This window comes from Pseudomonas sputi, from assembly GCF_021603585.1.
Taxonomy (GTDB): Bacteria; Pseudomonadota; Gammaproteobacteria; order Pseudomonadales; family Pseudomonadaceae; genus Aquipseudomonas; species Aquipseudomonas sputi.
The window spans coordinates 70,693-96,570 of record NZ_BQHI01000016.1 but is presented as its reverse complement, the minus strand read 5'-3'; the positions used below and the strand labels follow the sequence as shown (position 1 = coordinate 96,570).

Annotated in this window: 29 protein-coding genes; 16 read left to right on the top strand and 13 right to left on the bottom strand. The window is 61.7% G+C overall.

Annotation, left to right across the window (positions count from 1 at the left end; translation table 11 throughout):
• Positions 1–113 precede the first annotated feature (113 nt).
• Positions 114–1,175 (top strand): AraC family transcriptional regulator, encoded by a 1,062-nt coding sequence (locus tag L6D81_RS20415; protein ID WP_236181661.1) that lies wholly within the window; start codon positions 114–116, stop codon positions 1,173–1,175.
• Here L6D81_RS20415 and L6D81_RS20410 read toward each other — a convergent pair.
• The gene (locus tag L6D81_RS20410) at positions 1,132–2,586 is read right to left on the bottom strand and encodes a TrkH family potassium uptake protein (RefSeq protein WP_236181660.1); all 1,455 of its coding nucleotides are present in this window, start codon (positions 2,584–2,586) and stop codon (positions 1,132–1,134) included. The two genes, L6D81_RS20415 and L6D81_RS20410, sit on opposite strands and share 44 nt — an antisense overlap.
• Positions 2,587–2,707: 121 nt before the next feature.
• Here L6D81_RS20410 and L6D81_RS20405 point away from each other — a divergent pair, with 121 nt between their 5' ends.
• Complete coding sequence (locus tag L6D81_RS20405; RefSeq protein WP_236181659.1) at positions 2,708–3,274, top strand: nitroreductase family protein; 567 nt, start codon at positions 2,708–2,710, stop codon at positions 3,272–3,274.
• Positions 3,275–3,279: 5 nt separating this feature from the next.
• Here the strand turns inward: L6D81_RS20405 and L6D81_RS20400 are convergent, their stop codons facing one another.
• The 6 genes from L6D81_RS20400 to L6D81_RS20375 form a co-directional block, all read right to left on the bottom strand.
• Positions 3,280–4,620 carry a sensor histidine kinase gene (locus L6D81_RS20400; RefSeq protein ID WP_236181658.1) on the bottom strand — a complete coding sequence of 447 codons (1,341 nt, stop codon included), beginning with the start codon at positions 4,618–4,620 and terminating at the stop codon, positions 3,280–3,282.
• Positions 4,621–4,687: 67 nt separating this feature from the next.
• Positions 4,688–5,137, bottom strand: coding sequence for a Spy/CpxP family protein refolding chaperone (locus L6D81_RS20395; RefSeq protein WP_236181657.1), 450 nt, complete (start codon positions 5,135–5,137; stop codon positions 4,688–4,690).
• A gap of 136 nt (positions 5,138–5,273) precedes the next feature.
• Positions 5,274–5,951 (bottom strand): response regulator transcription factor, encoded by a 678-nt coding sequence (locus L6D81_RS20390; protein WP_007958370.1) that lies wholly within the window; start codon positions 5,949–5,951, stop codon positions 5,274–5,276.
• Between the two features lie 7 nt (positions 5,952–5,958).
• Positions 5,959–6,369 (bottom strand): SH3 domain-containing protein, encoded by a 411-nt coding sequence (locus L6D81_RS20385; RefSeq protein ID WP_236181656.1) that lies wholly within the window; start codon positions 6,367–6,369, stop codon positions 5,959–5,961.
• Positions 6,370–6,490: 121 nt separating this feature from the next.
• Positions 6,491–6,790 carry a YciI family protein gene (locus L6D81_RS20380; protein ID WP_236181655.1) on the bottom strand — a complete coding sequence of 100 codons (300 nt, stop codon included), beginning with the start codon at positions 6,788–6,790 and terminating at the stop codon, positions 6,491–6,493.
• Position 6,791: 1 nt separating this feature from the next.
• Complete coding sequence (locus L6D81_RS20375) at positions 6,792–7,388, bottom strand: septation protein A (protein ID WP_011333003.1); 597 nt, start codon at positions 7,386–7,388, stop codon at positions 6,792–6,794.
• Between the two features lie 87 nt (positions 7,389–7,475).
• On the opposite strand from L6D81_RS20375, the gene L6D81_RS20370 reads away from it, so the two are divergent.
• The 9 genes from L6D81_RS20370 to arfB all read left to right on the top strand — a co-directional run bounded on the left by L6D81_RS20370 (position 7,476) and on the right by arfB (position 15,902).
• On the top strand, positions 7,476–8,339 hold the full coding sequence (locus L6D81_RS20370) for a PHP domain-containing protein (RefSeq protein WP_236181654.1): 864 nt from the start codon (positions 7,476–7,478) through the stop codon (positions 8,337–8,339).
• Positions 8,340–8,352: 13 nt separating this feature from the next.
• The gene (locus tag L6D81_RS20365) at positions 8,353–8,982 is read left to right on the top strand and encodes an L-threonylcarbamoyladenylate synthase (protein ID WP_108563655.1); all 630 of its coding nucleotides are present in this window, start codon (positions 8,353–8,355) and stop codon (positions 8,980–8,982) included.
• 120 nt (positions 8,983–9,102) lie between these two features.
• Positions 9,103–9,801, top strand: coding sequence for a segregation and condensation protein A (locus tag L6D81_RS20360; protein ID WP_236181677.1), 699 nt, complete (start codon positions 9,103–9,105; stop codon positions 9,799–9,801).
• A gap of 11 nt (positions 9,802–9,812) precedes the next feature.
• Positions 9,813–10,838: an SMC-Scp complex subunit ScpB gene (gene scpB, locus L6D81_RS20355; RefSeq protein ID WP_236181653.1), complete on the top strand. Its 1,026-nt coding sequence runs from the start codon at positions 9,813–9,815 to the stop codon at positions 10,836–10,838.
• 2 nt (positions 10,839–10,840) lie between these two features.
• Positions 10,841–11,032 (top strand): DUF1289 domain-containing protein, encoded by a 192-nt coding sequence (locus L6D81_RS20350; protein ID WP_007958358.1) that lies wholly within the window; start codon positions 10,841–10,843, stop codon positions 11,030–11,032.
• Positions 11,033–11,186: 154 nt separating this feature from the next.
• Positions 11,187–12,404, top strand: coding sequence for a 23S rRNA pseudouridine(2605) synthase RluB (gene rluB, locus L6D81_RS20345; RefSeq protein ID WP_236181652.1), 1,218 nt, complete (start codon positions 11,187–11,189; stop codon positions 12,402–12,404).
• 846 nt (positions 12,405–13,250) lie between these two features.
• Positions 13,251–14,666 carry an amino acid permease gene (locus L6D81_RS20340; protein ID WP_236181651.1) on the top strand — a complete coding sequence of 472 codons (1,416 nt, stop codon included), beginning with the start codon at positions 13,251–13,253 and terminating at the stop codon, positions 14,664–14,666.
• A 105-nt stretch (positions 14,667–14,771) separates the two neighbouring features.
• The gene (locus tag L6D81_RS20335; RefSeq protein ID WP_236181650.1) at positions 14,772–15,467 is read left to right on the top strand and encodes a pentapeptide repeat-containing protein; all 696 of its coding nucleotides are present in this window, start codon (positions 14,772–14,774) and stop codon (positions 15,465–15,467) included.
• 21 nt (positions 15,468–15,488) lie between these two features.
• A complete protein-coding gene (gene arfB / locus L6D81_RS20330; protein ID WP_236181649.1) occupies positions 15,489–15,902 on the top strand; it encodes an alternative ribosome rescue aminoacyl-tRNA hydrolase ArfB in 414 nt (137 codons plus the stop codon).
• Here the strand turns inward: arfB and L6D81_RS20325 are convergent.
• From L6D81_RS20325 to phhA, 6 genes are all read right to left on the bottom strand, one after another.
• On the bottom strand, positions 15,899–17,086 hold the full coding sequence (locus L6D81_RS20325; protein WP_236181676.1) for an MFS transporter: 1,188 nt from the start codon (positions 17,084–17,086) through the stop codon (positions 15,899–15,901). The two genes, arfB and L6D81_RS20325, sit on opposite strands and share 4 nt — an antisense overlap.
• 95 nt (positions 17,087–17,181) lie before the next feature.
• The gene (locus tag L6D81_RS20320; protein WP_236181648.1) at positions 17,182–17,361 is read right to left on the bottom strand and encodes a hypothetical protein; all 180 of its coding nucleotides are present in this window, start codon (positions 17,359–17,361) and stop codon (positions 17,182–17,184) included.
• Positions 17,362–17,434: 73 nt separating this feature from the next.
• The gene (locus L6D81_RS29535) at positions 17,435–17,566 is read right to left on the bottom strand and encodes a hypothetical protein (protein WP_007958347.1); all 132 of its coding nucleotides are present in this window, start codon (positions 17,564–17,566) and stop codon (positions 17,435–17,437) included.
• Between the two features lie 238 nt (positions 17,567–17,804).
• The gene (locus L6D81_RS20315; RefSeq protein WP_236181647.1) at positions 17,805–18,998 is read right to left on the bottom strand and encodes an amino acid aminotransferase; all 1,194 of its coding nucleotides are present in this window, start codon (positions 18,996–18,998) and stop codon (positions 17,805–17,807) included.
• Complete coding sequence (locus tag L6D81_RS20310) at positions 18,998–19,354, bottom strand: 4a-hydroxytetrahydrobiopterin dehydratase (RefSeq protein WP_003222798.1); 357 nt, start codon at positions 19,352–19,354, stop codon at positions 18,998–19,000. The genes L6D81_RS20315 and L6D81_RS20310 overlap by 1 nt, the downstream gene beginning before the upstream one ends.
• Before the next feature lie 110 nt (positions 19,355–19,464).
• The gene (phhA, locus tag L6D81_RS20305; protein WP_236181646.1) at positions 19,465–20,256 is read right to left on the bottom strand and encodes a phenylalanine 4-monooxygenase; all 792 of its coding nucleotides are present in this window, start codon (positions 20,254–20,256) and stop codon (positions 19,465–19,467) included.
• 280 nt (positions 20,257–20,536) lie between these two features.
• Between phhA and L6D81_RS20300 the strand changes: the two genes are divergently transcribed.
• The 5 genes from L6D81_RS20300 to L6D81_RS20280 all read left to right on the top strand — a co-directional run bounded on the left by L6D81_RS20300 (position 20,537) and on the right by L6D81_RS20280 (position 25,877).
• Positions 20,537–22,102 carry a sigma-54-dependent transcriptional regulator gene (locus L6D81_RS20300; RefSeq protein WP_236181645.1) on the top strand — a complete coding sequence of 522 codons (1,566 nt, stop codon included), beginning with the start codon at positions 20,537–20,539 and terminating at the stop codon, positions 22,100–22,102.
• 338 nt (positions 22,103–22,440) lie between these two features.
• On the top strand, positions 22,441–23,181 hold the full coding sequence (locus tag L6D81_RS20295; protein WP_007958343.1) for a flagellar basal body rod protein FlgF: 741 nt from the start codon (positions 22,441–22,443) through the stop codon (positions 23,179–23,181).
• Between the two features lie 45 nt (positions 23,182–23,226).
• Positions 23,227–24,012: a flagellar basal-body rod protein FlgG gene (gene flgG, locus L6D81_RS20290; RefSeq protein ID WP_007958342.1), complete on the top strand. Its 786-nt coding sequence runs from the start codon at positions 23,227–23,229 to the stop codon at positions 24,010–24,012.
• 53 nt (positions 24,013–24,065) lie between these two features.
• On the top strand, positions 24,066–24,761 hold the full coding sequence (gene flgH / locus L6D81_RS20285) for a flagellar basal body L-ring protein FlgH (protein ID WP_085605729.1): 696 nt from the start codon (positions 24,066–24,068) through the stop codon (positions 24,759–24,761).
• Between the two features lie 27 nt (positions 24,762–24,788).
• Complete coding sequence (locus tag L6D81_RS20280) at positions 24,789–25,877, top strand: flagellar basal body P-ring protein FlgI (protein ID WP_039765528.1); 1,089 nt, start codon at positions 24,789–24,791, stop codon at positions 25,875–25,877.
• Position 25,878 lies beyond the last annotated feature (1 nt).

The window sequence follows — 25,878 nt, the reverse complement described above, 5'->3', positions numbered from 1 at the left end:
ATTTGAGTCTAGAGTGATCAATGGCGTCGGCCAGTGACAATCGGCGCCACTTTACTATCCTTGGGAAATCGGCCGTAGTATGCGGCTCACCATGTCATCCAAGAAAAAACGCCATGAGCGAACGAACGACTTCTGCAAGCTGGGCGATGGGGATTGTCAAGGCACTGGAAATGGACGGCCTGGATTGCCGGGTTCTGTTCAGACAGCTGGGGCTCGACTACGCGGCGCTGGAGGATCCGGATGCACGCTTCCCACAGGACTCCATGACCCGACTCTGGCAACGGGCGGTCGAGCTGTCCGGCAATCCGGCGATCGGCCTGAACATGGGCAAGGTGGTGCGGCCGGCGTCGTTCCATGTCGCGGGTTATGCGCTGATGTCCAGCAATACGCTGGCGGAAGGTTTTCAGCGACTGGTGCGTTATCAGCGAATCATCGCCGAAAGTGCCGACCTGAGTTTTCGCCTGCTCGACGAAGGTTATGCGCTGATCCTGACGGTGCACGGCGATCATCTGCCGCCGACCCGCCAGAGTGCCGAAGCCTCGCTGGCCTGCGCGCTGGCGCTGTGCGGCTGGTTGACCGGGCGCACGCTGCACCCGCGCAAGGTGCTGGTGCAGGGCGATGAGCCGGATGATCTTGAACCTTACAAACAAGCCTTCCATGCACCGCTGGTGTTCAATGCGCCGTACGACGCGCTGATCTTCGAACGGGCCGACATGGAAGCGCCGCTGCCCACCGCCAACGAGGCGATGGCGCTGCTGCACGACCGGTTCGCCGGGGAGTATCTGGCGCGGTTTTCCGAAAGCCGCGTGACCCACAAGGCGCGTCAGGTGTTGTGCCGCCTGCTGCCGCAGGGCGAACCCAAGCGCGACACGGTGGCGCAGACCCTGCACTTGTCGCAGCGCACCTTGCAACGTCGTTTGCAGGAGGAGGGCACCAGTTTTCAGCAGTTGCTCGACGACACCCGCCGCGAACTGGCCGAGCAATATCTGGCGCAGCCGAGCATGACTTTGCTGGAGATTGCCTATCTGCTGGGGTTTGCCGATCCAAGCAATTTCTTTCGCGCCTTCCGCCGCTGGTTCGACACCACGCCTGGCGATTACCGGGCGCGCCTGCTCGACGCGCCGAAGGCGATCAGTGACGCCAGAATGCCGGAATACACAATACAAACACCGTGATGATCTCCAGTCGGCCGAGCAGCATGCCGAACGACAGGATCCACTTGGCCGCATCCGGCAGACTGGCGAAGTTGCCGGACGGGCCGATGGTCTCGCCCAGACCCGGGCCGACGCCGGACACGGTGCTGGCGGCGCCGGTCAGTGCGGTCATCCAGTCCACGCCCAATAGCGACAGCAGCAGGGCGATCACGCAGATGGTGATCGCGAAGAAAAACGAAAAGGTCAGAATCGAACGGACAATTTCTTCGTCGAGGCGATGACCGTTGTACTTCTGCTTGATCACCGCGCGCGGGTGAATCAGTTGGTTAAGGTTGGCCTTGAGCAGGATGTAGGCGACCTGGAAACGGAAAATCTTGATCCCGCCCGCCGTCGAACCGGAACAGCCACCGACGAAGCCCAGATAGAAGAACAGCATCAGCGAAAAGTTGCCCCACAGGCTGTAGTCGCCCAGCGCAAAGCCCGTGGTGGTGACCACCGAGGTCACGTTCAGCGCCACATGCCGCAGCGCCTCCAGCCAATGCAGGTTGGTGGTCCACCAGTACCAGGTGCCGAGCACCAGCCAGGTCGCCAGCAACATCCCGAGCAAGCCCTGCACCTGCTGATCCTTGATCAGCGCCCGACGATTGCCGCGCAGGGTCGCCACGTACAGGGTGAACGGCAGGCTGCCGAGAATCATCACCACCACCGCTACCCAGTGCACCGCCGGTTGCGTCCACTTGGCCAGGGACTGGTCCGAGGTCGAGAACCCGCCGGTGGAAATCGCCGACATCGCGTGGTTGATCGCATCGAACGGACTCATTCCGGCCCACCAGAACGCCAGGCTGCCGAGAATCGTGATGCCGACGTAGGCCGCCACGATCAGCCGCGCCACCATGTGCGAGCGGGGCATGACCTTTTCCGAACGGTCCGAGGACTCGGTCTGGAACAGTCGCATGCCACCGATGCGCAGCAGCGGCAGGATCGCCACCGCCATGCCGATGAAGCCGATGCCGCCGATCCAGTGCAGCAGCGAGCGCCACATCAGGATGCCGGGGGACATGTCGTCCAGGCGGTTGAGCACGGTCGCTCCGGTGGCGGTGATGCCGGACATGCTTTCGAAGAACGAGTCGGTGTAGCTGATGTGCTGGGTCAGCAAAAACGGCAGCGCGGCGAAAATGCACACCACCAGCCAGCTGCTGACGGTCAGCAGGTACATGTCCCGGGGGCGCAGGTGAATCTGTTCCGGACGACCGGGAATCACCAGCGCGAGGCCGGCGACGAAGGTAATCATGCTTGCCCAGAGGAACGACGGCAGATCGCCGGTGCGTTCGAAAATCACCAGGGTGGCCATGGGCACGACCATGGCGATGGCCAGAGTGATCAGGAAGATGCCGATGATGAAACCAATGATCCGTAAGGTCGGCAACGCCATGAAGTCCGCTCGGGCTGATGTGGGAAGGGCGCCATTCTACCTGCGGTGCAAGGCATGTAAACCGACGCGTCTGGATCACTTGCAGCTAGAATAGCCGGACATTTTTTTCAGGAGGTGGCCGATGCAGGCTCTCGACGCTTTGCTCAACCGTGTTTCCGTTCCACGACTGATCGATCCGGCCCCCACCGCCGAACAGCGCGAAGTGCTGTTTGCCGCCGCGACCCGCGCACCGGATCACGGCCATTTGCAGCCGTATCGCTTCCTGACCGTCGAAGGCGCGGCGCGTGAGCAGATGGGCGAGTTGCTGGCGCAAGCTGCAAAAATGCAGGAAGGCGAAGTCACCGAAGCGATGATCGACAAAGCGCGCAACGGCCCGCTGCGGGCGCCGCTGGTGGTCGTGGTGATTGCGAAATTGCAGGATCACGTCAAATACCCGAAGGCCGAGCAGTTGCTGGCTGCAGGCTGTGCCGCTCATGGCATTCTTCTGGCGGCTTACGCGCAGGGGATTGGTGCGGTGTGGCGCACCGGTGATCTGGCGTACTCGAAACATGTCGCCAAGGGTTTGGGCCTGACGGATGACGAGGAAGTGATCGCCTTTCTGTACCTCGGCACGCCGCAGAAAGAACCGCGGGTGGCCGAGAAGGTTGATCTGGCTGAGTTTGTCAGCGCCTGGCCGGTAAAGGCCTGACACCATCAGGGCTGAACAACAGCCCCCGGCACCAGCGGCAATTCAAGACTGGCCACAAACCCGCCCTGTGGGTGATTGGCCAGTAACAGCGTCCCGCCATGCCGCTCCGCCGCCCGTCGGGCAATCGCCAGTCCCAGGCCATGCCCGGCAGCGGTCTGCCCCGGCGCCCGATAAAACGGTTCGCCCAACTGGCCCAGATGCTCGGCCTGCACCCCCGGCCCATGGTCACGCACGCTGACCACGATCCGCTCGCCCTGACGTGACGCCTGCATTTCAATTGCCTGCCCGACCGGGTTGAAACGCTGGGCATTGCGCAGCAGGTTGTCCACGGCGCGTTCGATCATGGTCGGCCAGCCGGTCAGCGTGAGCGCGGGCTCGGTCTCCAGGCGCACGGTCTGCTCCGGCGAGCCGAGTTGCGCGTCTTTTTGCAGGGTGGCGAGCAAGGCATTCAGATCCACTTCTTCGGCGCTGGCGTTGTCGGCATCGACCCGCGCCAGTACCAGAATTTCACTGATCAGCGCTTCCAGGCGATCACACTCGCGGGTCAGGCGCGGCCAGAGTTTTTCCCGTTCTTCCGGGCTTGCCCGTTCGGCCAGGGCCAGGGCGATGCGCAGCCGTGCCAGCGGTGAACGCAATTCGTGGGAGACGTCGCGCAGCAACTGGCGCTGACTGCCGATCAGGCTTTGCAGGCGTGCACCCATGCGGTTGAAGTCATTGGCCAGCACGCCGAATTCATCGCGACGGTTGGCCAGTTGCGCCAGACTGTTCTGCTGATAGGTGGTTTGGCCGAGGTCGTGCACCGCGCCGCGCAGGCGACTGAGCGGGCGGGTGATGGAGAACGTCACCAGTAGGCTGAAGAGGGTCAGCACCACCAGCGCGATGCCCAGTGCACTCAACGGCCAGAGCAGGCTTTCGCGGTGCCAGGCGTCGAGTTCCGGGTGCGGGATGCGATAGATGAAGAGGTAGGTGTCGCCGCTTTTGTCGCTGGTGAATTCGTCGGTCAGACGGCGCCAGGGCAGGCGTCGGTCGTCGTTGTTCTGCCGCGCCTCGAAGGCTGCCGCACGCCGGGGGAAGGTGCCGCGCACCACCGGGTCGCCGGTTTCGTTCAGTACTTGCACGTCGATGTGGTACTGGCGCTTGCGCTGTTCGAGGATGTCCTGGGCGGCGTCTTCGCCCTGGGCTTCGTAGGTCTGCGTCCATTCGGCGGCCAGGGTGTTGAGGCCCGGATGGCGGCTGAGGATCCACGCGTCCTGGTTGAGCATGTGCCCCAACAGAATGGAAAGCCCTGCAACCAGAGCGATGGCCAGCCAGAAGCTGGCGAGGATACGCCAGAACAATGAACGCACAGAAAATCCTCAAACAAAGAAAACCCAACGGCGGTGAGCCGTTGGGTCGGGGCGTGACGCTAGAACATTATTGCGCCTTTTGCGGCTGTTGCGCTTTCCAGGCTTTGAACTCGGCCCATTCGGCGCGACGCTCTGCCTGTTTCTTCTGGATCTCGTCGAATTTCTTCTGTTGATCCGGTTTCAGGACGGCGCGGACATCGGATTCGGCTTTCTTGTGGTTGGCCGCCATCTCGTCCTTCATGGCTTTCTGATCGGCTGGCGAGAGTTTCTCCAGGTATTTTTCAACCGTCTGCTTACGCTCGTGCATCTGCTCGCCCATGATCTTGCGGATCTGCTCGCGCTGTTCGCGGGACAGGTCCAACTGGCTGTACGGGCCTTTGCCGTGCATGCCGTGCATCTGACCGCCATGGCGCGGGCCGTCCAGCGGGCCACCCATCGGGCCATCATCCTGTGGCATGGCCATGGCGACGGTCGGCAGGGCGGCGGCAAACATCAGAGCGATAAGAGTCTTGCGCATGGTGAATCTCCTTTGTCTCGTTCCCGGTACGTTCCGGATGAGTACAGATTACGGAGATCAAGGTCAGCGGCGGTCAGCGCTGTGTAAAGCTTGGGTAAACACGTTTTCGCGCCGACCTGACAAAACTGACAGACGTTCAGAGGCTGTAGTAGTAGCCACGGCTGCGCAGGGCCACGATGCGCGGGCGACCGTCGGGGTGCGGGCCGATCTTTTTGCGCAGGTTGCTGACGTGCATGTCCAGGCTGCGGTCGTACAGGGTCAGCTTGCGACCGAGGGCGATCTGCGCCAGTTCCTGTTTGTCCAGCGGCTCGCCCGGTTGCTTGAGCAGGGCTTCGAGCAGGCGGCTTTCGGAGACGGTGAGGGTGAATTCCTTTTCGTCGATGCTGACCACGCCGCGCACCGGGCTGAAGCTCAGGTCGCCCAGCTCGAGCTGGGTCGACACGGCGGCCGGATGACTGCGGCGCAGCACGGCGCGCAGGCGGGCGGTCAGTTCACGCGGATCGCAGGGTTTGGCCAGATAATCGTCGGCGCCCAGTTCCAGGCCGAGGATCCGGTCCAGCGGCTCGCCCCGCGCCGAGAGCATCAGCACCGGCAGGTCGGCGTGATCGCTGCGCAGTTGCTTGAGCAGTTCCAGACCGCTGCCGTCGGGCAGCATCACGTCCAGCACCACAGCCGCCGGCGCGGTTTCGGCCAGCGCCTTGCGGGCGCTCTGACCATCGTGGCAGGCCCGGACCTGAAAGCCTTCCTGGCTCAGCCAGCTACTCAGGAGTTCACACAACTCCTGGTCATCATCAATCAGTAACAGCTCGCTCATGACTCACTCAATTTAGCCATTGCCGACGTTTTCGGCTTGCTCCACTGGCAAAGATACCGCACAGCAGCGCCAATAGCGCTACCCCGGCCCCGGTTACGAACCATTGCTGCTGTTCGGTCAGCAGGCGCGGCAGCGGACTGGCCTGGGCTTCCTTGAGTTGCAGCTTCAGGCGCTGGTTCTCTTGGCGCAACCGGGCGAGCTGGGCGCTTTCGCGGGTGTTGTCGGCATTTTGCAGTTGTTTGCTCATTTCTTCCCGTTGCTGCTCACTGGCCTTCAGGCGCTGCTGCAACTCGGTGATCTGACTGCCGGCGCTCAATGAAAGCGGCGTGGAGCTGCCGCCCTCGGTGCTTTCGTCACCATGGGCGGGCGCCATGATCGACAACGTGACCAACATCAGACACAACGGACCCTTGCGCATCGCGACTCCTGTTTCCAAATGGATATTGGGCAGGTTGTCGGCCGGCAAACGAGAATAATGAGCGATTGAGAACGCGATGAACCGACAAGGTTCATCGCGCGGAGGGCTTTTGCGGGGGAGGTTACGGCAGGACTTGCTTGAACGGCTTGACGACAACACTGGCGTAGACGCCGGCGGCGACGTACGGATCGGCATCGGCCCAGGCTTGCGCCGCGCTCAGGGAATCGAATTCGGCGACGATCAGGCTGCCGCTGAAACCTGCTGCGCCCGGATCATTGCTGTCGACCGCCGGGTGCGGGCCGGCCAGCACGATGCGGCCTTCGCCCTTGAGCACCTGCAGGCGTTCAAGGTGTGCCGGACGTGCGGCGAGACGGGCGTCCAGAGAGTTGGCAACGTCGGTGGCAATGATGGCGTAGAGCATGTCAGTCCTCGGTTTTTGGCGTTGTGGTATCGGCGTCGTGCAGGTGACGGGACAGGTAGATGCCCTGACCGACCAGGAACAGCACGGTCATGCCCAGGCTGCCGAACACCTTGAAGTCCACCCAGATGCTCTGGAAGGTGAAGGCGACGAACAGGTTGGCGGCCCCGCAGAACAGGAAAAAGGCGATCCAGGCGATGTTCAGTCGGGTCCAGACCGGATCCGGCAGGGTCAGCGCGTGGCCCATGATGCGCTTGATCAGCAGGCGGTCACCGATGAAATGGCTGCCGATGAAGGCCAGGGCGAACAGCCAGTTGACCACCGGCGCCTTCCATTTCAGGAAGGTTTCGCTGTGGAAGGCCAGAGTCAGACTGCCGAATACCAGGCAGGCGATCAGGGTCAGCCACTGGCTTTTCTCCAGCTTGCGCTGCTTGATGAAAAGCGCGCCGTACACCACCAGGGAACTGATGATCAGCATGGCGGTGGCACTGTAAATGCCGCCTACCGTCAGTTCATGGCCGGCAACATCGACGGTGCGTGGATCGAGTTTGTAGACGATGAAGAACAGCAGAAGCGGGATGAAATCGATGAATTGTTTCACAGTGAGAGCCAGAAGCTGGATGTGGCGGCATAATAACAAACATATGGGCGCGCGATAGCGCCAGCTGATTTGAGGTAACACATCCCCGTGAATGTTGATTTGCACTGCCACAGCACGGCCTCCGATGGCGCCCTGGCGCCTGCGGCACTGGTTGCGCGTGCGTTCGAGAACGGCGTGCGAGTCCTGGCCCTGACCGATCACGACACCCTTGAAGGCCTCGCCGAAGCGCGCACGGCCGCCGAGGCGCTGGGCATGCAACTGGTCAACGGCGTCGAACTGTCCTGCACCTGGGGCGGGGCGACCATTCATGTGCTCGGCTACGGTTTCGACGTCAATGCCGCGCCGTTGGTCGAGGCGATTGCTAAGTTGCACGACGGCCGCTGGCTGCGGTCAGAAGAAATAAGCCGCAAGCTCGCCCTCAAGGGCATGCCGAATGCGCTCGACGGCGCGCGGCAGATCCAGCAGGAATTGGGCGACAGCGGCAACGCGCCGGCCCGTCCGCACTTCGCCGACTGGATGGTGCGTGAAGGTTTTGTAAAGGATCGCGCCGAGGCGTTTCGCAAATGGCTCGGCGCCGGCAAGCTGGGAGACGTCAAGCTGCACTGGCCGACCCTTGAAGACACCGTCGGCACGCTGCGCGCCGCCGGGGCCTGGGTCAGCCTGGCGCATCCGTGGCACTACGATTTCACCCGCAGCAAGCGCCGAAAGCTGATTGCCGACTATATTCAAGCGGGCGGGCAGGCGATCGAAGTGGTCAATGGTCATCAGCCTGCGGAACAGGTGGGCAGCCTCGCGATCCTTGCCCGTGAGTTCGGTCTGCTGGTCAGCGCCGGCAGTGATTTCCATGGCCCTGGTGGCTGGTCCGAGATCGGCCAGTACCGGCCGGTGCCGGAGGACCTTCCACCCCTGTGGGGTCGGTTCAAACATGACCCAGTTATTGCCGCCGTCTGAACAGGTAGAGAATGTGAGTCAATTTTTCCAGATTCATCCGGAAAACCCGCAAGCGCGCCTGATCAAACAGGCGGTCGAGATCATCCGCAAGGGCGGGGTGGTGGTCTATCCAACGGACTCCTCCTACGCAATCGGTTGCCAGATCGGCGACAAGAACGCCATCGAGCGCGTTCGACGCCTGCGCCAGCTCGACGAAAAACACAACTTTGCGCTGATCTGCAGCGACCTGTCGCAACTGGGCAATTACGCCAAGATCGACACCGGGACGTTTCGAATCCTCAAAGCCCATTTGCCGGGGCCGTACACCTTCATTCTCAACGCCACCCGCGAAGTGCCGCGCCTGTTGCTGCATCCGAAGAAGCGCACCATCGGACTGCGGGTGCCGAGTCATCCGATCGCGCTGGCGCTGCTGGCCGAACTGGGCGAGCCGCTGATGAGCGTGACCCTGATCATGCCGGGCGATGAAGACCCGTTGAGCGATCCGTACGAAATGCGCCAGTTGCTCGAGCATCAGGTGGACCTGATCATCGACGGCGGTTCCGGCGGCATCAAGGCCTCCACCGTGATCGACCTCACAGGCGATGATCCGGAAGTGATCCGCGTCGGTTGCGGCGATCCGGCTCCATTCATGGTCGAGGCCTGAATGTCCGCAGTGGAAACCGTTGATCCCCAGGCCGGTGCCCAGCAGGAACTGCCGTTTGCCATGGTCTATGGCCAGGCGGTCACGGAAATGCCGCTGGATCTGTACATCCCGCCGGACGCGCTGGAAGTCTTCCTCGAAGCCTTCGAAGGCCCGCTCGACCTGCTGCTGTACCTGATTCGCAAACAGAACATCAACATTCTCGACATCCCGGTAGCGGAAATCACCCGTCAATACATGGGCTATGTCGAACTGATGCAGTCGGTGCGCCTGGAACTGGCCGCCGAATACCTCGTGATGGCCGCGATGCTGGCCGAGATCAAGTCGCGGATGCTGCTGCCCCGAGCCGAAACCGTCGAGGACGAAGAGGAAGACCCGCGTGCCGAGCTGATCCGTCGATTGCAAGAGTACGAGCGGTTCAAGGCTGCCGCTGAAGGCATCGATGGCCTGAGCCGGGTCGGTCGCGACGTGATCGTGCCCAAGCTCGACGCCCCGGAAGCCCGCGCGCGCAAGCTGTTGCCGGACGTGGCGCTGGAGGAAATCCTGATGTCCATGGCCGAAGTGCTGCGCCGCGGCGATATGTTCGAAAGCCATCAGGTCAGCCGCGAGGCGCTGTCCACCCGCGAGCGCATGAGCGACGTGCTGGAGCGGCTCAAGGGCGGCGGCTTTGTGCCGTTCGTCGAGCTGTTCACCGCCGAGGAGGGCAAGCTCGGGGTGGTGGTGACCTTCATGGCGATCCTTGAACTGGTCAAGGAATCCCTGATCGAGCTGGTGCAGAATGAGCCGTTCGCCGCGATCCACGTGCGAGCCCGAGCCGAATAACGAGTCCCGATATGAACCTGACTGAACCCCGCGAGCTGGCGTCCCTGCTTGAAGCCTTTCTGTTGGCCTCGGGAAAGCCGCAATCCCTGGAGCGCCTGTATGAATTGTTCGAAGAGGGTGAGCGCCCGGAGCCGCCGGTCTTCAAGAAAGCCCTGACCCTGCTTGGCAAGTCCTGCGAGGGCCGGGCGTTCGAGCTCAAGGAAGTCGCCTCCGGCTATCGCCTGCAAATCCGCGAGAAGTTCGCGCCGTGGGTTGGTCGCTTGTGGGAGGAGCGTCCGCAGCGTTATTCCCGCGCGCTGCTGGAAACCATGGCGCTGATCGCCTATCGCCAGCCGATCACCCGGGGCGAGATCGAGGACGTGCGGGGCGTGGCGGTCAACACCAACATCGTCAAAACGCTGATCGAGCGCGAGTGGATCCGCATCGTCGGCTACCGTGACGTGCCGGGCAAACCGGCGATGTTCGCCACCACCAAGGCGTTTCTCGACCACTTCAACCTGAAGAACCTCGACGACCTGCCGCCGCTGGCCGAGCTGCGCGAGATCGAGGCGGATCCGGTGCTCGACTTCGACGACGCTCCCGTGCCGCCGGGCTTGCAGGAACTGGCCGACGCCAGCGCCGAGCCGGAAGAACCGAAGGAGGAAACCAGTTTCCATACGCTGCTGCTGGAGCTGGACAGCATGGAGGAGGGGATCAAGACCGACTTCGACGACTTGCTGCGTGACGGGGTGGACGGCGAATCGCTGCCGGGTGGGGTGGAATCCGATCCGGTCGAGCCGCCGGAGGAGGATGAGCCAGAACCTGAATTTGAGCCTGAATTTGAGACTGAGAGTGAGTCTGTATTTGAGCCAGAGCCCGAGCAGGAAGACGATGTGCTCGGCGTGGCCGAAGCCCGGGAAAAACTGCTGGCCGCCGTCGCCCGGCTTGAACAGTCTGCGCCACAACCTGCTGCCGAGGAAGAATTGAGCGAAGAAGAAGCCGAGGCCCGCGCCCTGGCCGAAGCCATCGAAGCCGAACGCCGCGAGTTCGAGGATTGAGCATGAGCTCGACCAAGGACCCGTGCATCAGCGTCTGCAAGTTCAGCGATGACATTTGCCTCGGCTGCGGACGCAGCAAGCGTGAGATCCGGGCCTGGAAGAAACTCGACAAGGACGACAAGCGCACTGTATTGGCCGAAGCCGCGCTGCGTCTGATCAAGCTCGGGGCCACCGGTCGGCGGAAAAAGAAATAACCTTGCCCTGATCGACTAGTCTCTGATGCGCGCGCGGCCACATCCGCGTATGATTCGCGACCCTTCGGCGATCCCTTCGCCCGAAAACCCAGATTTCAACGTTTCAGCGGCTCAATTCAGCGCCACTGAACAGACCACACCGGGAGGTGCCCAGATGAGTGACATCAATCAGAAAGACGACCAGGAAATCGGCCCAGCAGGCGAAAAACTGCAGAAAGTCCTCGCCCGTATCGGCGTCGGCTCGCGCCGCGACGTCGAATCCTGGATCAGCCAGGGCCGGATCAAGGTCAATGGCAAAGACGCCACCCTCGGCCTGCGTGTCGACATGCACGACGCCATCACCATTGATGGCAAGGTCATCAAGCGTGAAGAAGCCGCCGAGTCGGTTCGCCGCGTCATCATGTACAACAAGCCCGATGGCGAGATCTGCACCCGTGACGACCCGGAAGGCCGTCCGACCGTGTTCGACAAGCTGCCGCGTCCGAAAGAAGGCCGCTGGATCAACATCGGTCGTCTCGACATCAACACCACCGGTCTGTTGATGTTCACCACTGACGGTGAGCTGGCTAACCGCCTGATGCACCCGTCCTACGAGATGGACCGTGAATACGCGGTGCGTGTCCGTGGTGAAGTCGATGACGAGATGATCGAGCGCCTGAAGGCCGGCGTGGTGCTGGAAGACGGTCCGGCGCGGTTCACCGACATTCAACAGGCACCGGGCGGCGAAGGCTTCAACCACTGGTATCACTGCGTGGTGATGGAAGGCCGCAACCGTGAAGTGCGTCGCCTGTGGGAATCCCAGGGCCTGGTGGTCAGCCGCTTGAAGCGCGTGCGTTTCGGTCCGGTGTTCCTCAACTCCGACCTGCCGATGGGCCGCTGGCGCGAAATGAGCCAGTACGAAGTCGACGTGCTGAGCGCCGAAGTTGGCCTGACCCCGGTAGCCATGCCGCAACTGAACGCCAAGAGCAAAGACAAGCTCGACCGGATGCAGCGCAAGTCGTCGCGTCCGATGGCCCGTACCGAGCGCGTGCGTACCCTGCGTCCGGCCAACGGTGCACCGATTGGCGCCGGTTCGCGTCCGGTCCGCGAGCCGCAGATCGAAGGCGAGCGTCCGGGTCGCAAGCCGGCAGCGCGCCCGGATGGCGAGCGCGGTCCACGCACGCCGCGTCCGGCCAATGGCCGTACCGAGCGTGGCGCAGGTCGCGGTACGCCGGTGGCCGATCGTCCAGCCGAGACCAAGCGCCCGGCCAAGCCGGCGCCGAAGCGTCCAGGCATCAAGCTGGCTGACGATGACAAGCCGTCGGGCAAGCGCCGTGGCGCACCGGCCGGTTCCGGCCAGCGTCCGGGTTTCGGTCGCAAGAAGCCGGAATAAGGCCGTTGTAAGCTTCGAGCGGTAAGCTCCAGGCTGAAAACAGAAACGCCAACCTCAGGGTTGGCGTTTTTTTTTGGACTTTTTATTTCTTTTTTTGGGTGTGTTTTCTTGTTTTAAAACAAAAAAACTCACCGCCTTTCAAATAGTTAGGCAGCTAACGTCAATCACAAGCGCGGCTTCGATCGGTCTGGGGTGGAAATTTTTCGTTACGCACTGTCAGTGAATATTTACGAAAAAGCCGCCGTGGTCCCGTGAATCAGGTGGCGTTGTCCGGCTGTAAGGAAAATCTGCCGCAGCCAGGCGCGCCGGGCCTTGCGCAGTGCGCTGGCGCGCTTGTTTCAGCGTCGTTTGGAAGGTGAGATGCGCTGCATGCCTGTCGTGCAGGTGCATAACAAAAAGGAGGCGCAATGAACGCCGTTATCCATTTCCACTTCTCCACGTGGGGCGGATTTTCCATCGTCCCCGCCGAAGGCCTGCAAAGGCCTGACTCAATTTTTGCAGCCGCCCGGGCCTCCCGGGGTGGACACACGCAATCCCGGCAACCGACACGCTGATCCGGCGAGGTCTGGCAGCAGGGGGTTAGCGGTGTACAATGCGCCGCGTTTTAACTGTGACCCTCTGCGTAATCGCGCAAACCTCAAGGTTTATCCGCCTTGTTCACTCCGCCGCGTCACAAGCGTGTCGGGTTCGATTTCGTCACAGATAAAAACAAACAGGTGACGCATGACCGTTGTAAAAAAGCTGAATTCCTGGTGCCTGCGCTGGGGTTTGATCAGGGTTGGCTGAAATCGCAACCTTGCAGCAACGTCTACTGAACATCATCAAACCTTGCGTGAGACCTTTTTCATGAGTGGACAAAACTCGCAATCAGGCGAGCTGAAACGCGGCCTGAAAAATCGCCATATTCAACTGATCGCCCTCGGTGGCGCGATCGGTACCGGATTGTTCCTCGGCTCTGCCGGGGTGCTGAAATCCGCCGGGCCGTCGATGATCCTCGGCTATGCCATCTGCGGCTTCATCGCCTTCATGATCATGCGCCAGCTCGGCGAGATGATTGTCGAAGAGCCGGTGGCCGGTTCCTTCAGTCACTTTGCACACAAATACTGGGGCGGCTTCGCCGGCTTCCTGTCGGGCTGGAACTGCTGGATCCTGTACATCCTGGTGGGCATGTCGGAGCTGACCGCGGTCGGCAAATACATCCACTACTGGGCGCCGGAGATCCCGAGCTGGGTCACTGCAGCCGCATTCTTCGTGCTGATCAATGCGATCAACCTGGCCAACGTCAAAGTCTTCGGTGAAGCCGAATTCTGGTTCGCGATCATCAAGGTCGTGGCGATCGTCGGCATGATCGCCCTGGGCAGCTACCTGCTGGTCAGCGGCCACGGTGGCGAGCAGGCGGCGGTGAGCAACCTGTGGTCCCACGGCGGCTTTTTCCCGAACGGCGTCAGCGGTCTGGTGATGGCCATGGCGATCATCATGTTCTCCTTCGGTGGCCTGGAAATGCTCGGTTTCACCGCAGCCGAAGCCGACAAGCCGAAAACCGTGATCCCGAAAGCGATCAATCAGGTGATCTACCGGATCCTGATTTTCTACATCGGCGCACTGGTGATCCTGCTGTCGCTGACCCCGTGGGACAGCCTGCTGGAAACGCTTAACGCTTCGGGCGATTCCTACAGCGGCAGCCCGTTCGTGCAGGTGTTCTCGATGCTCGGCAGCAACACCGCCGCGCACATCCTCAACTTCGTGGTCCTGACGGCGGCCTTGTCGGTGTACAACAGCGGCACCTACTGCAACAGCCGCATGCTGCTGGGCATGGCCGAGCAGGGCGATGCGCCGAAGGCGCTGGCGAAGATCGACAAGCGCGGCGTGCCGGTGCGTTCGATCCTGGCGTCGGCGGCAGTGACTCTGGTGGCCGTGCTGCTTAACTACCTGATCCCGCAACACGCGCTGGAACTGCTGATGTCGCTGGTGGTTGCGACGCTGGTGATCAACTGGGCGATGATCAGCTTCTCGCACTTCAAGTTCCGCCAGCACATGAACAAGACCCACCAGAAGCCGCTGTTCAAGGCGCTGTGGTATCCGTACGGCAACTACATCTGCCTGGCGTTCGTCCTGTTCATCCTCGGTGTGATGCTGCTGATTCCGGGCATTCAGGTCTCGGTGTACGCGATTCCGGTGTGGGTGGTGTTCATGTGGGTCTGCTACGTGATCAAGAACAAGCGCAGCGATCAACGCGCGTTGCTCTCGGCCGCGGCCAAGTAGGCAACGGATGACAACAAAATAGCCGGCTTCTGCCGGCTTTTTTGTGCCCGGTCCTACGCGAAGTGACGATAGACTGCCGGCGCCAAATGAATCGAAGGAGTCGGCATGGATCAGGTGCAAACACACTGCGAGATCGAGGGGGGCGCGTTGACGCGCGATGAGGTGCAGGCGTTGATCGCGTCCCAGCGCTTGCCGCTGCGGTTTATCGGGGTGGATTTCACCGATGTCGATCTGTCGCGCCTGAAACTGGATCGCGCCGAGTTCCAGCGCTGCATTCTGCTGCGCACGCTATTGCTGGGGGCTCGCCTGGAGGAGACTCAATGGAAGGGCTGTCGTGGGGCTCACGCAGTATTCGAGGCGACCCAGTTGCTGGAGGCCTCGTTCAGCAACTGCGATTTGAACAACACACGCTGGCAGCGGGCGAAACTGGCGCAGGTTGTTTTCACGGGTTGCAAGCTGACCGGCGCCAACTTCAGTCACACGTCCAGTCTGGGGCTGTCGTTCAGCGAGACCCGGCTCAACAGCGCGTTTCTGGCCGGTATGTCGTTCGCCCGCACGACATTGAACGGCCTGGATTTCTCCGATGCGGATTTGAGCGATGCGGACTTTCGCAAGGCCGAGTTCGTCGAGTGCAGCCTGGCTCACGCACGTATCAACGGCGCGAGGTTTACCGATGCTGATCTGCGCGGTGCCGATCTGAGCGGTTTTCGGCTCAACGATGCCAAACTGTTCAAAGGGGCGCTGATTTCCCGGGCCCAGGCGTCGATGCTGTTGTCGGAACTGGGATTGTCTGTCGCTTAGCGACTTGAAGGTAGAGTTTCCATGCTGGTGATTTCCAACAACGTGCATCTGCCGGATGCCGAGATCGAACTGACGTACATCCGCGCCCAGGGCGCCGGTGGGCAGAACGTCAACAAGGTCTCCAGCGCCGTGCACTTGCGCTTCGACATTCCGGCCTCGTCCTTGCCCGAGTTCTACAAGGAACGACTGCTGGCGCTGCGCGACAGTCGCATCACCGGTGACGGCGTGCTGATCATCAAGGCCCAGCAGTACCGCACGCAGGAACAGAATCGCGCCGATGCGCTGGAGCGTCTGACCGAGCTGATCCTCAGCGCCACTAAAGTCGAGAAGAAGCGCCGGCCGACCAAACCGACACTGGGTTCAAAAAAGCGTCGGCTCGAATTGAAGACCAAGCGCGGCAGTATCAAGGCCGGGCGCGGCAAGGTGGATTTCTAGCCTTCGCGGTACTTGGTCGTGTGGCGGTAGAGATAGACGCTCAAGGCCAGGCCGCTCAGCGCTGCGAGGGCGGCGAACAGGAAGATCGAGGCAAAACCGAAGCCCGCAGCAATGGCTCCCGCCAGCGGTCCGGTGATGCCCAGCGACAAGTCGATGAACAACGAATAAGCCCCGACCGCCGCGCCACGGCTGGAGGCGGGCACCAGGTTCACGGCTTCCACCCCCAGCGCCGGAAACACCAGCGAGAAACCGAAACCGCTCAGTGCTGCGCCAGCCAGTGCCCAATGCGCGTCCGGCGCCAGCCACAGCAGCAGCAAGCCCAGGGTTTCCACCGTCAGGCAGGCAATCGCCACGCGAAAGCCGCCGAGGCGGTTGATCAGGTTGCCGAACAAAAGTCGCGCACCGATGAAGCTGGCGCCGAACAGGCTCAGGCACAGCACCGCGTTATCCCAGTGCTGCGTGGCGTAATACAGGGTGATGAACGTGGCGATGGTGCCGAAACCGATCGAGCCCAGCGCCAGCCCGCAGCCGTGCGGGAAGACGCGGCCGAGAACGTGCATGAATGGCAGACGCTCACCGGCCACGATCGGCGCGGCGGTCTTCGGCCAGGCCAGCAACAGCCCCAGCGTGGCGAGCAGCAGAATACTCACGCCCATGCTCCACAGACCAAAACGGCTGACCAGCCACACTCCAAGCGGCGCACCGATCGCCAGCGCGCCGTAACTGGCGATGCCGTTCCACGAGATGACTTTGGCGGTGTTGGCGGCGCCGACCCGGCCGATGCCCCAGCCGATCGAGCCTGACCCGACCAGGCTTTCAGCACTGCCCAGCACCAGGCGGCCGACGAACAGGCTGATCAGGCTCAGCAGCGGCAGGTGGGGTGTCCACGCCGAAATCAACATGAATACGCCGCTCAAGCCACAACCGGCCAGACCGATCATCACCGCATGTTTGCTGCCCTGGTTGTCGATGATCTTGCCGGCATACGGGCGGCTGAGCAGGGTGGCCAGGTATTGCACGCTGATCACCAGCCCGGCGATGACCGCGCCGAAGCCCAGGTCGCTGTGCACATAGCCGGGCAACACCGCCAGCGGAATGCCGATGTTCAGGTAGCCGATGAAGGTGAACAGGACAATGGAAACGACTTGCAGCGTGACCGCCAGTGGGCGCTGGGGTTCTGGCATAGAGGGCGACATGAATAACGATCCACGGGAAGAGCAGATTGGATAGGCTGCTCATGATACCGATGCAGACGGGTCTGGGGCGGGGAAAAGTAAAACTATTTGGCCGGGGCGACCAATTGTGTGGTGACCAGGGCGGCCAGCGCGTTTTCTTCGCTGCCGAAACGGGCGAGCAGGGCGGCCTGTTTCTCGGGCGAGAGGCGGCTCCAGATCTCGATCATCTTTTCGGTGGCACCGATCAGGATCTCGGCCTGTTGTTCATCGAATTCTCTGGACATGGCAACTCAGGTTTCAGGCAGTGTGGAAAGCGCATGTTAGCGCTTTCCACACGGTCTGTACGGCGGGTGTTGCTTACTCTTCGCTGTCGGCCGGACGGCTCTCGGCGGCTTCTTTCGGCTCGGGCTGTTGGGCACCGGCTTGTTGCGTGGTCGTCTGCTCAGTTTCGTGCAGGCTTGGGAAGGGGAGATTCGGAATCTCGTGCATGGTTGCGCTCCTCGCTAAGTCTGTTGATAGATCTGGTAGATCCGCGCTTTCAGAAAGCTTGAGCAGGATACAGCAAGAAAAATGACAATCAGACTTTTAAATCCATTTGGTTCGACGGGCGGGATTGTCTAGACAAGTGCGACAGGGTGACGCAGGGAAAATGTAGGAGCGAGCCTGCTCGCGATGATCGTTCCCACGCGGACGCCTCGACGTGGGAACGATCAAGACCAGGAGGGAGTTATTGGCAGACGTTGGCGATCGCTTCGGCCAGCAGGTCGAGGCGCGTCGCATCAATCCCGGCAACGTTGGCCCGGCCCGAGCTGACCATGTACACGCTGTGATGCTCGCGCAGGTTTTTCACCTGTTCCGGCGACAGGCCGGTGTAGGAGAACATCCCGCGTTGCACGCCAATGTGCGCAAAACGCTCGCGCAGACCGTGCGGTTCCAGCGCTTCCACCAGACCGCTGCGCAACTGGGCGATGCGCAGACGCATGGCTTCGACTTCGTCGGCCCAGCGGCGTTTCAGCTCCGGGTCGGCGAGGATCGTGGCGACCACGGCCGCGCCATGATCCGGTGGCGTCGACCACAGGTTGCGGGCGATGTGCGCCAGCTGGCTGCGGATGTCGATGAGCTTGTCAGCGGTTTTCGCGCTGACGATCAACGCACCGGTGCGGTCGCGGTACAGGCCGAAGTTCTTCGAACAGGAACTGGTGATCAGCAGTTCGGGCAACTCGGCGGCGAACAGCCGGGTTGACCACGCATCCTGCTCCAGACCGTCGCCAAAGCCCTGGTAGGCAAAATCGATCAGCGGCAGCAGATCGCGACGACGAACGACGTCCAGCACCCGCTGCCAGTCGTCGTGGCTCAGGTCGAAACCGGTCGGGTTGTGGCAGCACGCATGCAGCAGCACCACATCGCCTTTCGGCACTTCGTTGAGTACGGCGAGCATGCCATCGACGTCGAGGCGGTTGTCGCTGCCAACGTACGGGTAATGGCTGATCTTGACCCCGGCGGCCGCGAAAATCGTTTCGTGGATCGGCCAGGTCGGGTTGCTCAGCCAGACGCCCTTGCCCGGCAGGCATTGCGCGATGAAATCCGCTGCCAGGCGCAGGGCGCCCGTGCCGCCCGGGGTCTGGGTGGCGCCGGCGCGTTGCTCGGCGATCAGCGCCGAATCGGCACCGAGCACCAATTCGCTGATGACTTTACCGAACAGCGGATTGCCGTGGCCACCGATGTAGGTCTTGGTGTCCTGGCTTTCGACCAGCCGCGCCTCGGCGATTTTCACCGCCTCGGGGATCGGTGTCAGGCCCTGGGCATCCTTGTAGACGCCCACGCCGAGGTCGAACTTGCGCGGGTTGGGGTCCTGCGCGTAGGCCTCCATCAGGCCGAGGATCGGGTCGCCGGGCACCCGGCCGATGGCGTCGAAGTGCATTACTTGCGTCCTTCTGCGGTCTTGGCCACTTCGTCAGTGCGCGCGGCCATGATGAAGTCGTTGCGGTGCAGGCCCTTGATCGAGTGGCTCCACCAGGTCACGGTGACTTTGCCCCACTCGGTCAGCAGGCCCGGGTGGTGACCTTCGGCCTCGGAGATTTCGCCGACGGCGTTGGTGAAAGCCAGCGCGTGCTTGAAATTCTTGAACAGGAACACTTTTTCCAGCTGCATGATGCTGTCACGCACTTCGATGTTCCAGTCAGGGATCTGCTTGATCAGGATCGGCAATTCTTCGTCACTGACTTGTGGAGCATCGGCACGGCAGGCTTCGCAATGGGCTTGGTTCAACGTGGACATGGTGGACTTCCTGAAATCTGAAGGTGTTTTTTTATATTGGCCGTCAAAGTCGCCACGCTAAACCAAAGTGGCGACGACTGACAGGCTCACTTGTAAGCAAAAGTCGCGGGTCACGCGGCTTTCGGTTTAGGCGGAAACTTCGGAGCGTGCAGACCCAGCTGCATGCCTTGCTTGACCATGGCCATGATGTCTTCGTGGGCCAGGTCGAACAGGCGCTTGAGGTTCGGCAGGACAAAATACAGCGGTTGCAGGATGTCGATGCGGTACGGCGTGCGCATGGCCTCCAGCGGATCGAAGGCCTGATGCTCGGGCTCGTCCGACAGCGAGTAAACGGTTTCTTTCGGCGAGGACAGGATGCCGCCGCCGTAGATGCGTTTGCCTTGCGGGGTGTCGACCAGGCCGAACTCGATGGTCATCCAGTACAGGCGCGCCAGATAAACGCGTTCTTCCTTGGTCGCCTGCAGGCCGAGCTTGCCGTAGGTGTGGGTGAATTCGGCAAACCAGGGGTTGGTCAGCAATGGGCAGTGGCCAAAGATCTCGTGGAAAATGTCCGGCTCTTGCAGGTAATCCAGTTCTTCACGGGTGCGAATGAACGTGGCCACCGGAAACTGCTTGCTGGCGAGCAATTCGAAAAAAGTCTGGAAGGGGATCAGCGCCGGGACGCGGGCGACCTGCCAACCGGTGGTCTGGCCGAGCACCTTGTTGATTTCGCCCAGTTGCGGAATGCGGTCGTGGGGCAGGCCGAGTTTTTCGATACCGTCCAGGTATTCCTGGCACGCGCGCCCCTCGATCACTTTCATCTGGCGGGTGATCAGCGTGTTCCACACCGCATGTTCTTCGGCGGGGTAGTCGATAAAACCTTGCGCATCGGGCTCGCGGGCCACGTATTGCGTCTGCTTCATACTGCTCTCCTGCGAGGGGAATTTCGTTCTTGTTATGTCCTGCGATGGACTGAGAAATACCCCAGCGCGTTCGTTGTTGCAGCAGGTTGATGATCGGTTGAGTAGGAAAAATCTCTTTAATTCGTAAAGTTTTCGTTACGCTTTGTGCGTTAAGTCCTGTTTGCGGTGACTGTCGGGTTTGAAAAGGTCGATGGCTGTCACATAATCTTGACGACTATCTTGCGCGCTGCGCAGAAAATTCCGGTGTCAGACCGTCTCCTCACCTGTTTCGGGCCTTTATATGCGTATCAAAGTCCACTGCCAGAACCGCATCGGCATCCTGCGCGACATTCTCAATCTGTTGGTGGAGTACGGGATCAACGTCGCCCGTGGCGAGGTGGGTGGTGAGCATGGCAACGCGATCTACCTGCATTGCCCGAACCTGATCAACATTCAGTTCCAGGCGCTGCGGCCCAAGTTCGAGGCGATTGCCGGGGTCTTTGGCGTCAAGCGGGTAGGGCTGATGCCCAGCGAGCGGCGGCACATGGAATTGAATGCGCTGCTCGGTGCGCTGGAGTTTCCGGTGCTGTCGATCGACATGGGCGGCTCCATCGTCGCCGCCAACCGGGCGGCGGCGCAGTTGCTCGGGGTGCGGGTGGACGAGGTGCCGGGGATTCCGCTGTCGCGTTACGCCGAGGATTTCGACCTGCCGGAACTGGTGCGCGCCAACAAATCGCGAATCAACGGCATGCGGGTCAAGGTCAAGGGCGACATCTTTCTGGCCGACATCGCGCCGCTGCAATCGGAGCACGATGACAGTGAGGCCATGGCCGGTGCCGTGCTGACCTTGCACCGGGCGGACCGCGTCGGCGAGCGCATCTACAACGTGCGCAAGCAGGAATTGCGTGGCTTCGACAGCATCTTTCAGAGCTCCAAGGTGATGGCGGCGGTGGTGCGCGAAGCACGACGCATGGCGCCGCTGGATGCACCGCTGCTGATTGAAGGTGAAACCGGCACCGGCAAGGAATTGCTGGCGCGGGCCTGTCACCTGGCGAGCCCGCGTGGGCAGTCACCGTTGATGGCGCTCAACTGCGCGGGGTTGCCGGAGTCGATGGCCGAGACCGAGCTGTTCGGCTATGGCCCCGGTGCCTTTGAAGGGGCGCGGGCCGAAGGCAAGCTCGGGCTGCTGGAGCTGACAGCGGGTGGCACGCTGTTTCTCGATGGCGTCGGCGAAATGAGCCCGCGCTTGCAGGTGAAATTGCTGCGTTTCCTGCAGGACGGCTGCTTCCGGCGGGTGGGCAGTGATGAAGAGGTTTATCTGGATGTGCGGGTGATCTGCGCAACCCAGGTGGACCTGTCGGAGCTGTGCGCTCGAGGCGAGTTTCGCCAGGATTTGTATCACCGCTTGAACGTGCTGTCGCTGCATATCCCGCCCCTGCGCGAATGCCTCGACGGTTTGACGCCGCTGGTGGAACATTTCCTCGATCAGGCCAGCCGGCAGATCGGCTGCGCGCTGCCGAGGTTGGCGCCAGCGGCGATGGACCGACTCAGTCACTACCATTGGCCGGGCAACGTGCGGCAACTGGAGAACGTGCTGTTTCAGGCGGTTTCGCTGTGCGACGGCGGCACGGTCAAGGCCGAGCACATTCGCTTGCCGGATTACGGTGTGCGTCAGCCGCTTGGCGATTTTTCCCTCGAAGGCGGGCTCGACGAGATTGTCGGGCGCTTCGAGAAGGCGGTGCTGGAGCGTTTGTATTCCGAGCACCCGAGCAGTCGGCAACTGGGCAAGCGGCTGGGGGTTTCTCACACCACGATTGCCAACAAGTTGCGTGAGTACGAAGTCGGTAAGGAGTCAGGCAGCGCCTGATCACACCCACGCTGATCGTTCCCACGCTCTGCGTGGGAATGCCTCAATGGACGCTCTGCGTCCGCTTTGGGACGCGGAGCGTCCCGGGCTGCATTCCCACGCGGACGGTTCGACGCTTCAACGTGGGAACGATCCGCGATCAGGGTCAGGTGTTTGCCGCCAAGCGGCATGACACCGCCGGTTTTTCGTCTTCGATACATTTCCCTCCTTTGCGCAAAACCCCTCAAGTCCTTTGTTTACCGGGGTGTCGGCCGCCAGAAAAAAGTTGGTCTGCAAATTGCTTATGGCTCAGCAGTACAGCGGTGGGCGGCAAACGTCCGGCATGCAGAGGAAAGAGTGTGGACAAGTACCTTTATGTGGCAATGACCGGCGCCAGCCAGAACGCACTGGCGCAAAAGGCTCATGCCAACAACCTGGCGAACATCTCCACCAATGGTTTTCAGCGCGACCTGGAGCAGGCGCGTTCGATGCCGGTGTTCGGTGACAGCTTTCCGGCGCGTGCGTTTGCCATGAGCGAACGGCCCGCCACCGACTTCACGCCGGGTTCGCTGGTGCAGACCGGCCGTGACCTCGACGTCGCCGTGTCGGGCAATGGCTGGATCGCCGTGCAGAACCCCAACGGCGGTGAAAGCTATGTGCGCACCGGCAGCCTCAATATCGATGCCCTTGGTGTGTTGCGTGCCGGCAACGGCATGCCGGTCATGGGCAATGGCGGGCCGATCGCCGTACCGCCGGAGCAGCAGGTGGAAGTCGGTGAAGACGGCACCATCAGCATTCGTGCGATGGGCGAAGGCCCGCGCGTCATGGCTGAAGTCGACCGGATCAAGCTGGTCAACCCGGACATCAAGAACATGAACAAGGGCCTGGACGGTTCGATCTACACCAAGGACGGCCAGCCTGCGCCGGCCGATGCCAACGTCAAGCTGGTGTCGGGTTTCCTGGAGTCGAGCAACGTCAATGCCGTGGAAGAGATGACGTCGGTGCTGGCCCTGGCCAAGCAGTTCGAGTTGCACGTCAAGATGATGAACACCGCCAAAGACGACGACCAGGCCATGGCTCGGGTCTTGCAGATCAGCTAATTATCAGAACGTCGCGCCGTAAAACAGGCGCACGAGGAGAATCGAATGCTTCCGGCTCTATGGGTTGCCAAAACCGGTCTGTCCGCCCAGGACACCAACCTGACCACCATTTCCAACAACCTGGCAAACGTGTCGACCACGGGTTTCAAACGTGACCGCGCCGAGTTCCAGGACCTGCTGTACCAGATCAAGCGTCAGCCAGGCGCCCAGTCGACCCAGGACAGCGAACTGCCGTCGGGTCTGCAAGTGGGGACCGGTGTGCGCATCGTCGGCACTCAGAAGAACTTCACCGCCGGCAGCCTGCAAACCACCGAGCAGCCGCTGGACATGGCCATCGACGGGCGCGGTTTCTTCCAGATTCTGCAGCCGGACGGCACCACGTCCTACACCCGTGACGGTACTTTCCACCTCGACTCCAACGGCCAGATCGTCAACGCCAGCGGTTTTGCCCTGGAGCCGGCCATCGTCATCCCGAACAACGCCCAGACCTTCACGGTCGGCCGCGACGGTACCGTGTCGATCACCGTTGCCGGCAACGCCGCTTCGCAAGTGATCGGCAACCTGCAAACCGCCGACTTCATCAACCCGGCCGGTCTGCAAGCGGTGGGCAACAACCTGTTCCTGGAAACCGCCGCTTCCGGTGCGCCGCAAGTCGGCACGCCGGGCCTGAACGGTTTCGGCACCACCCTGCAGAACACCCTGGAAACCTCCAACGTCAGCACCGTGGAAGAGATGGTCAACATGATCACCACCCAGCGCGCGTACGAGATGAACTCCAAGGTGATCTCCACCGCCGACCAGATGCTCTCGTTCGTAACGCAGAATCTGTAATCAAGTCTATGAGGCGGCCATGAGGTCGCCTGCAACACCGTGAGGTAAGGGTCATGAAGCGCTTTGTATCTGTTGTGGCATTGAGTGGGGTCGTCTCGCTCGCGGGCTGCGTCGCTCCGACGCCCAAGCCCAATGATCCTTACTACGCCCCGGTGTTGCCGCGCACACCGTTGCCGTCGGCCGCCAACAACGGCTCGATCTATCAGGCCGGTTTCGAGCAGAACCTGTACAGCGACCGCAAGGCTTTTCGGGTCGGTGACATCATCACCATCACCCTCAACGAAAGAACCCAGGCCAGCAAGAACGCCAACTCGCAGGTGGCCAAGAACAGCAAGACCGGCATCGGCCTGACGTCGCTGTTCGGCAGCAGTGCAACCACCAACAACCCGATCGGCAGCAATGACCTGAGCCTGAGCGCCAGCTACGAAGGCGACCGCGCGACCAAGGGTGACAGCAAGGCGGCCCAGGGCAATACCCTGACCGGCTCGATCACCGTGACCGTCGCCGACGTGCTGCCCAACGGCATCATCGCCGTGCGTGGCGAAAAGTGGATGACCCTCAACACCGGCGACGAGCTGGTGCGGATCGCCGGTCTCGTGCGTGCCGATGACATCGCCACCGACAACACCGTGTCTTCGACCCGGGTCGCCGATGCGCGCATCACCTACTCGGGCACCGGCTCGTTCGCCGATGCGAGTCAGCCAGGCTGGTTCGACCGTTTCTTCCTCAGCCCGCTGTTCCCTTTCTAGGTGGCTACGTTGAATTTCAGAAGCCTCATGGTGGCCGCATTTTTGTTGTCGGCGGCCTTCAATGCACAAGCCGAACGGTTGAAGGACATCGCCAGCATTTCCGGCGTGCGTTCCAACCAGTTGATCGGTTACGGCCTGGTGGTCGGTCTTAACGGCACCGGCGACCAGACCACGCAGACCCCGTTCACCCTGCAGACCTTCAACAACATGCTCTCGCAGTTCGGCATCAAGGTGCCGCCGGGATCGGGCAACGTGCAGCTGAAAAACGTTGCGGCAGTGTCGGTGAGTGCCGATCTGCCGGCGTTCGCCAAACCGGGTCAGCAGGTCGATATCACCGTGTCGTCCATCGGTAACTCCAAGAGCCTGCGCGGCGGCACCCTGTTGCTGACCCCGCTCAAGGGTATCGACGGCAACGTCTACGCCATCGCCCAGGGCAACCTGGTGGTCGGCGGTTTCGATGCTGAAGGTCGTGATGGTTCGAAGATCACCGTCAACGTTCCGTCGGCCGGTCGCATCCCTGGCGGGGCGTCGGTCGAGCGTTCGGTGCCGAGCGGTTTCAACCAGGGCAACAGCCTGACGCTGAACCTCAACCGCTCCGACTTCACCACCGCCAAGCGCATCGTCGACAAGATCAACGACATGCTCGGCCCGGGCGTGGCCCAGGCCATCGATGGCGGTTCGATCCGTGTGACCGCGCCGCTCGATCCGAGCCAGCGCGTCGACTACCTGTCGATCCTGGAAAACCTCGAAGTCGATCCGGGTCAGGCGGTGGCGAAAGTCATCATCAACTCGCGTACCGGCACCATCGTCATCGGCCAGAACGTGAAGGTGTCGCCGGCCGCCGTGACTCACGGCAGCCTGACCGTGACCATCACCGAAGACCCGATCGTCAGCCAGCCGGGCCCGCTGTCCAACGGTCAGACCGCCGTGGTGCCGCGCTCGCGGGTGAATGCCGAACAGGAAGCCAAGCCGATGTTCAAGTTCGGCCCGGGCACCACCCTCGACGAGATCGTCCGTGCGGTGAACCAGGTCGGCGCCGCGCCGGGTGACCTGATGGCCATCCTTGAAGCACTGAAGCAGGCCGGCGCGTTGCAAGCCGACCTGATCGTGATCTGAG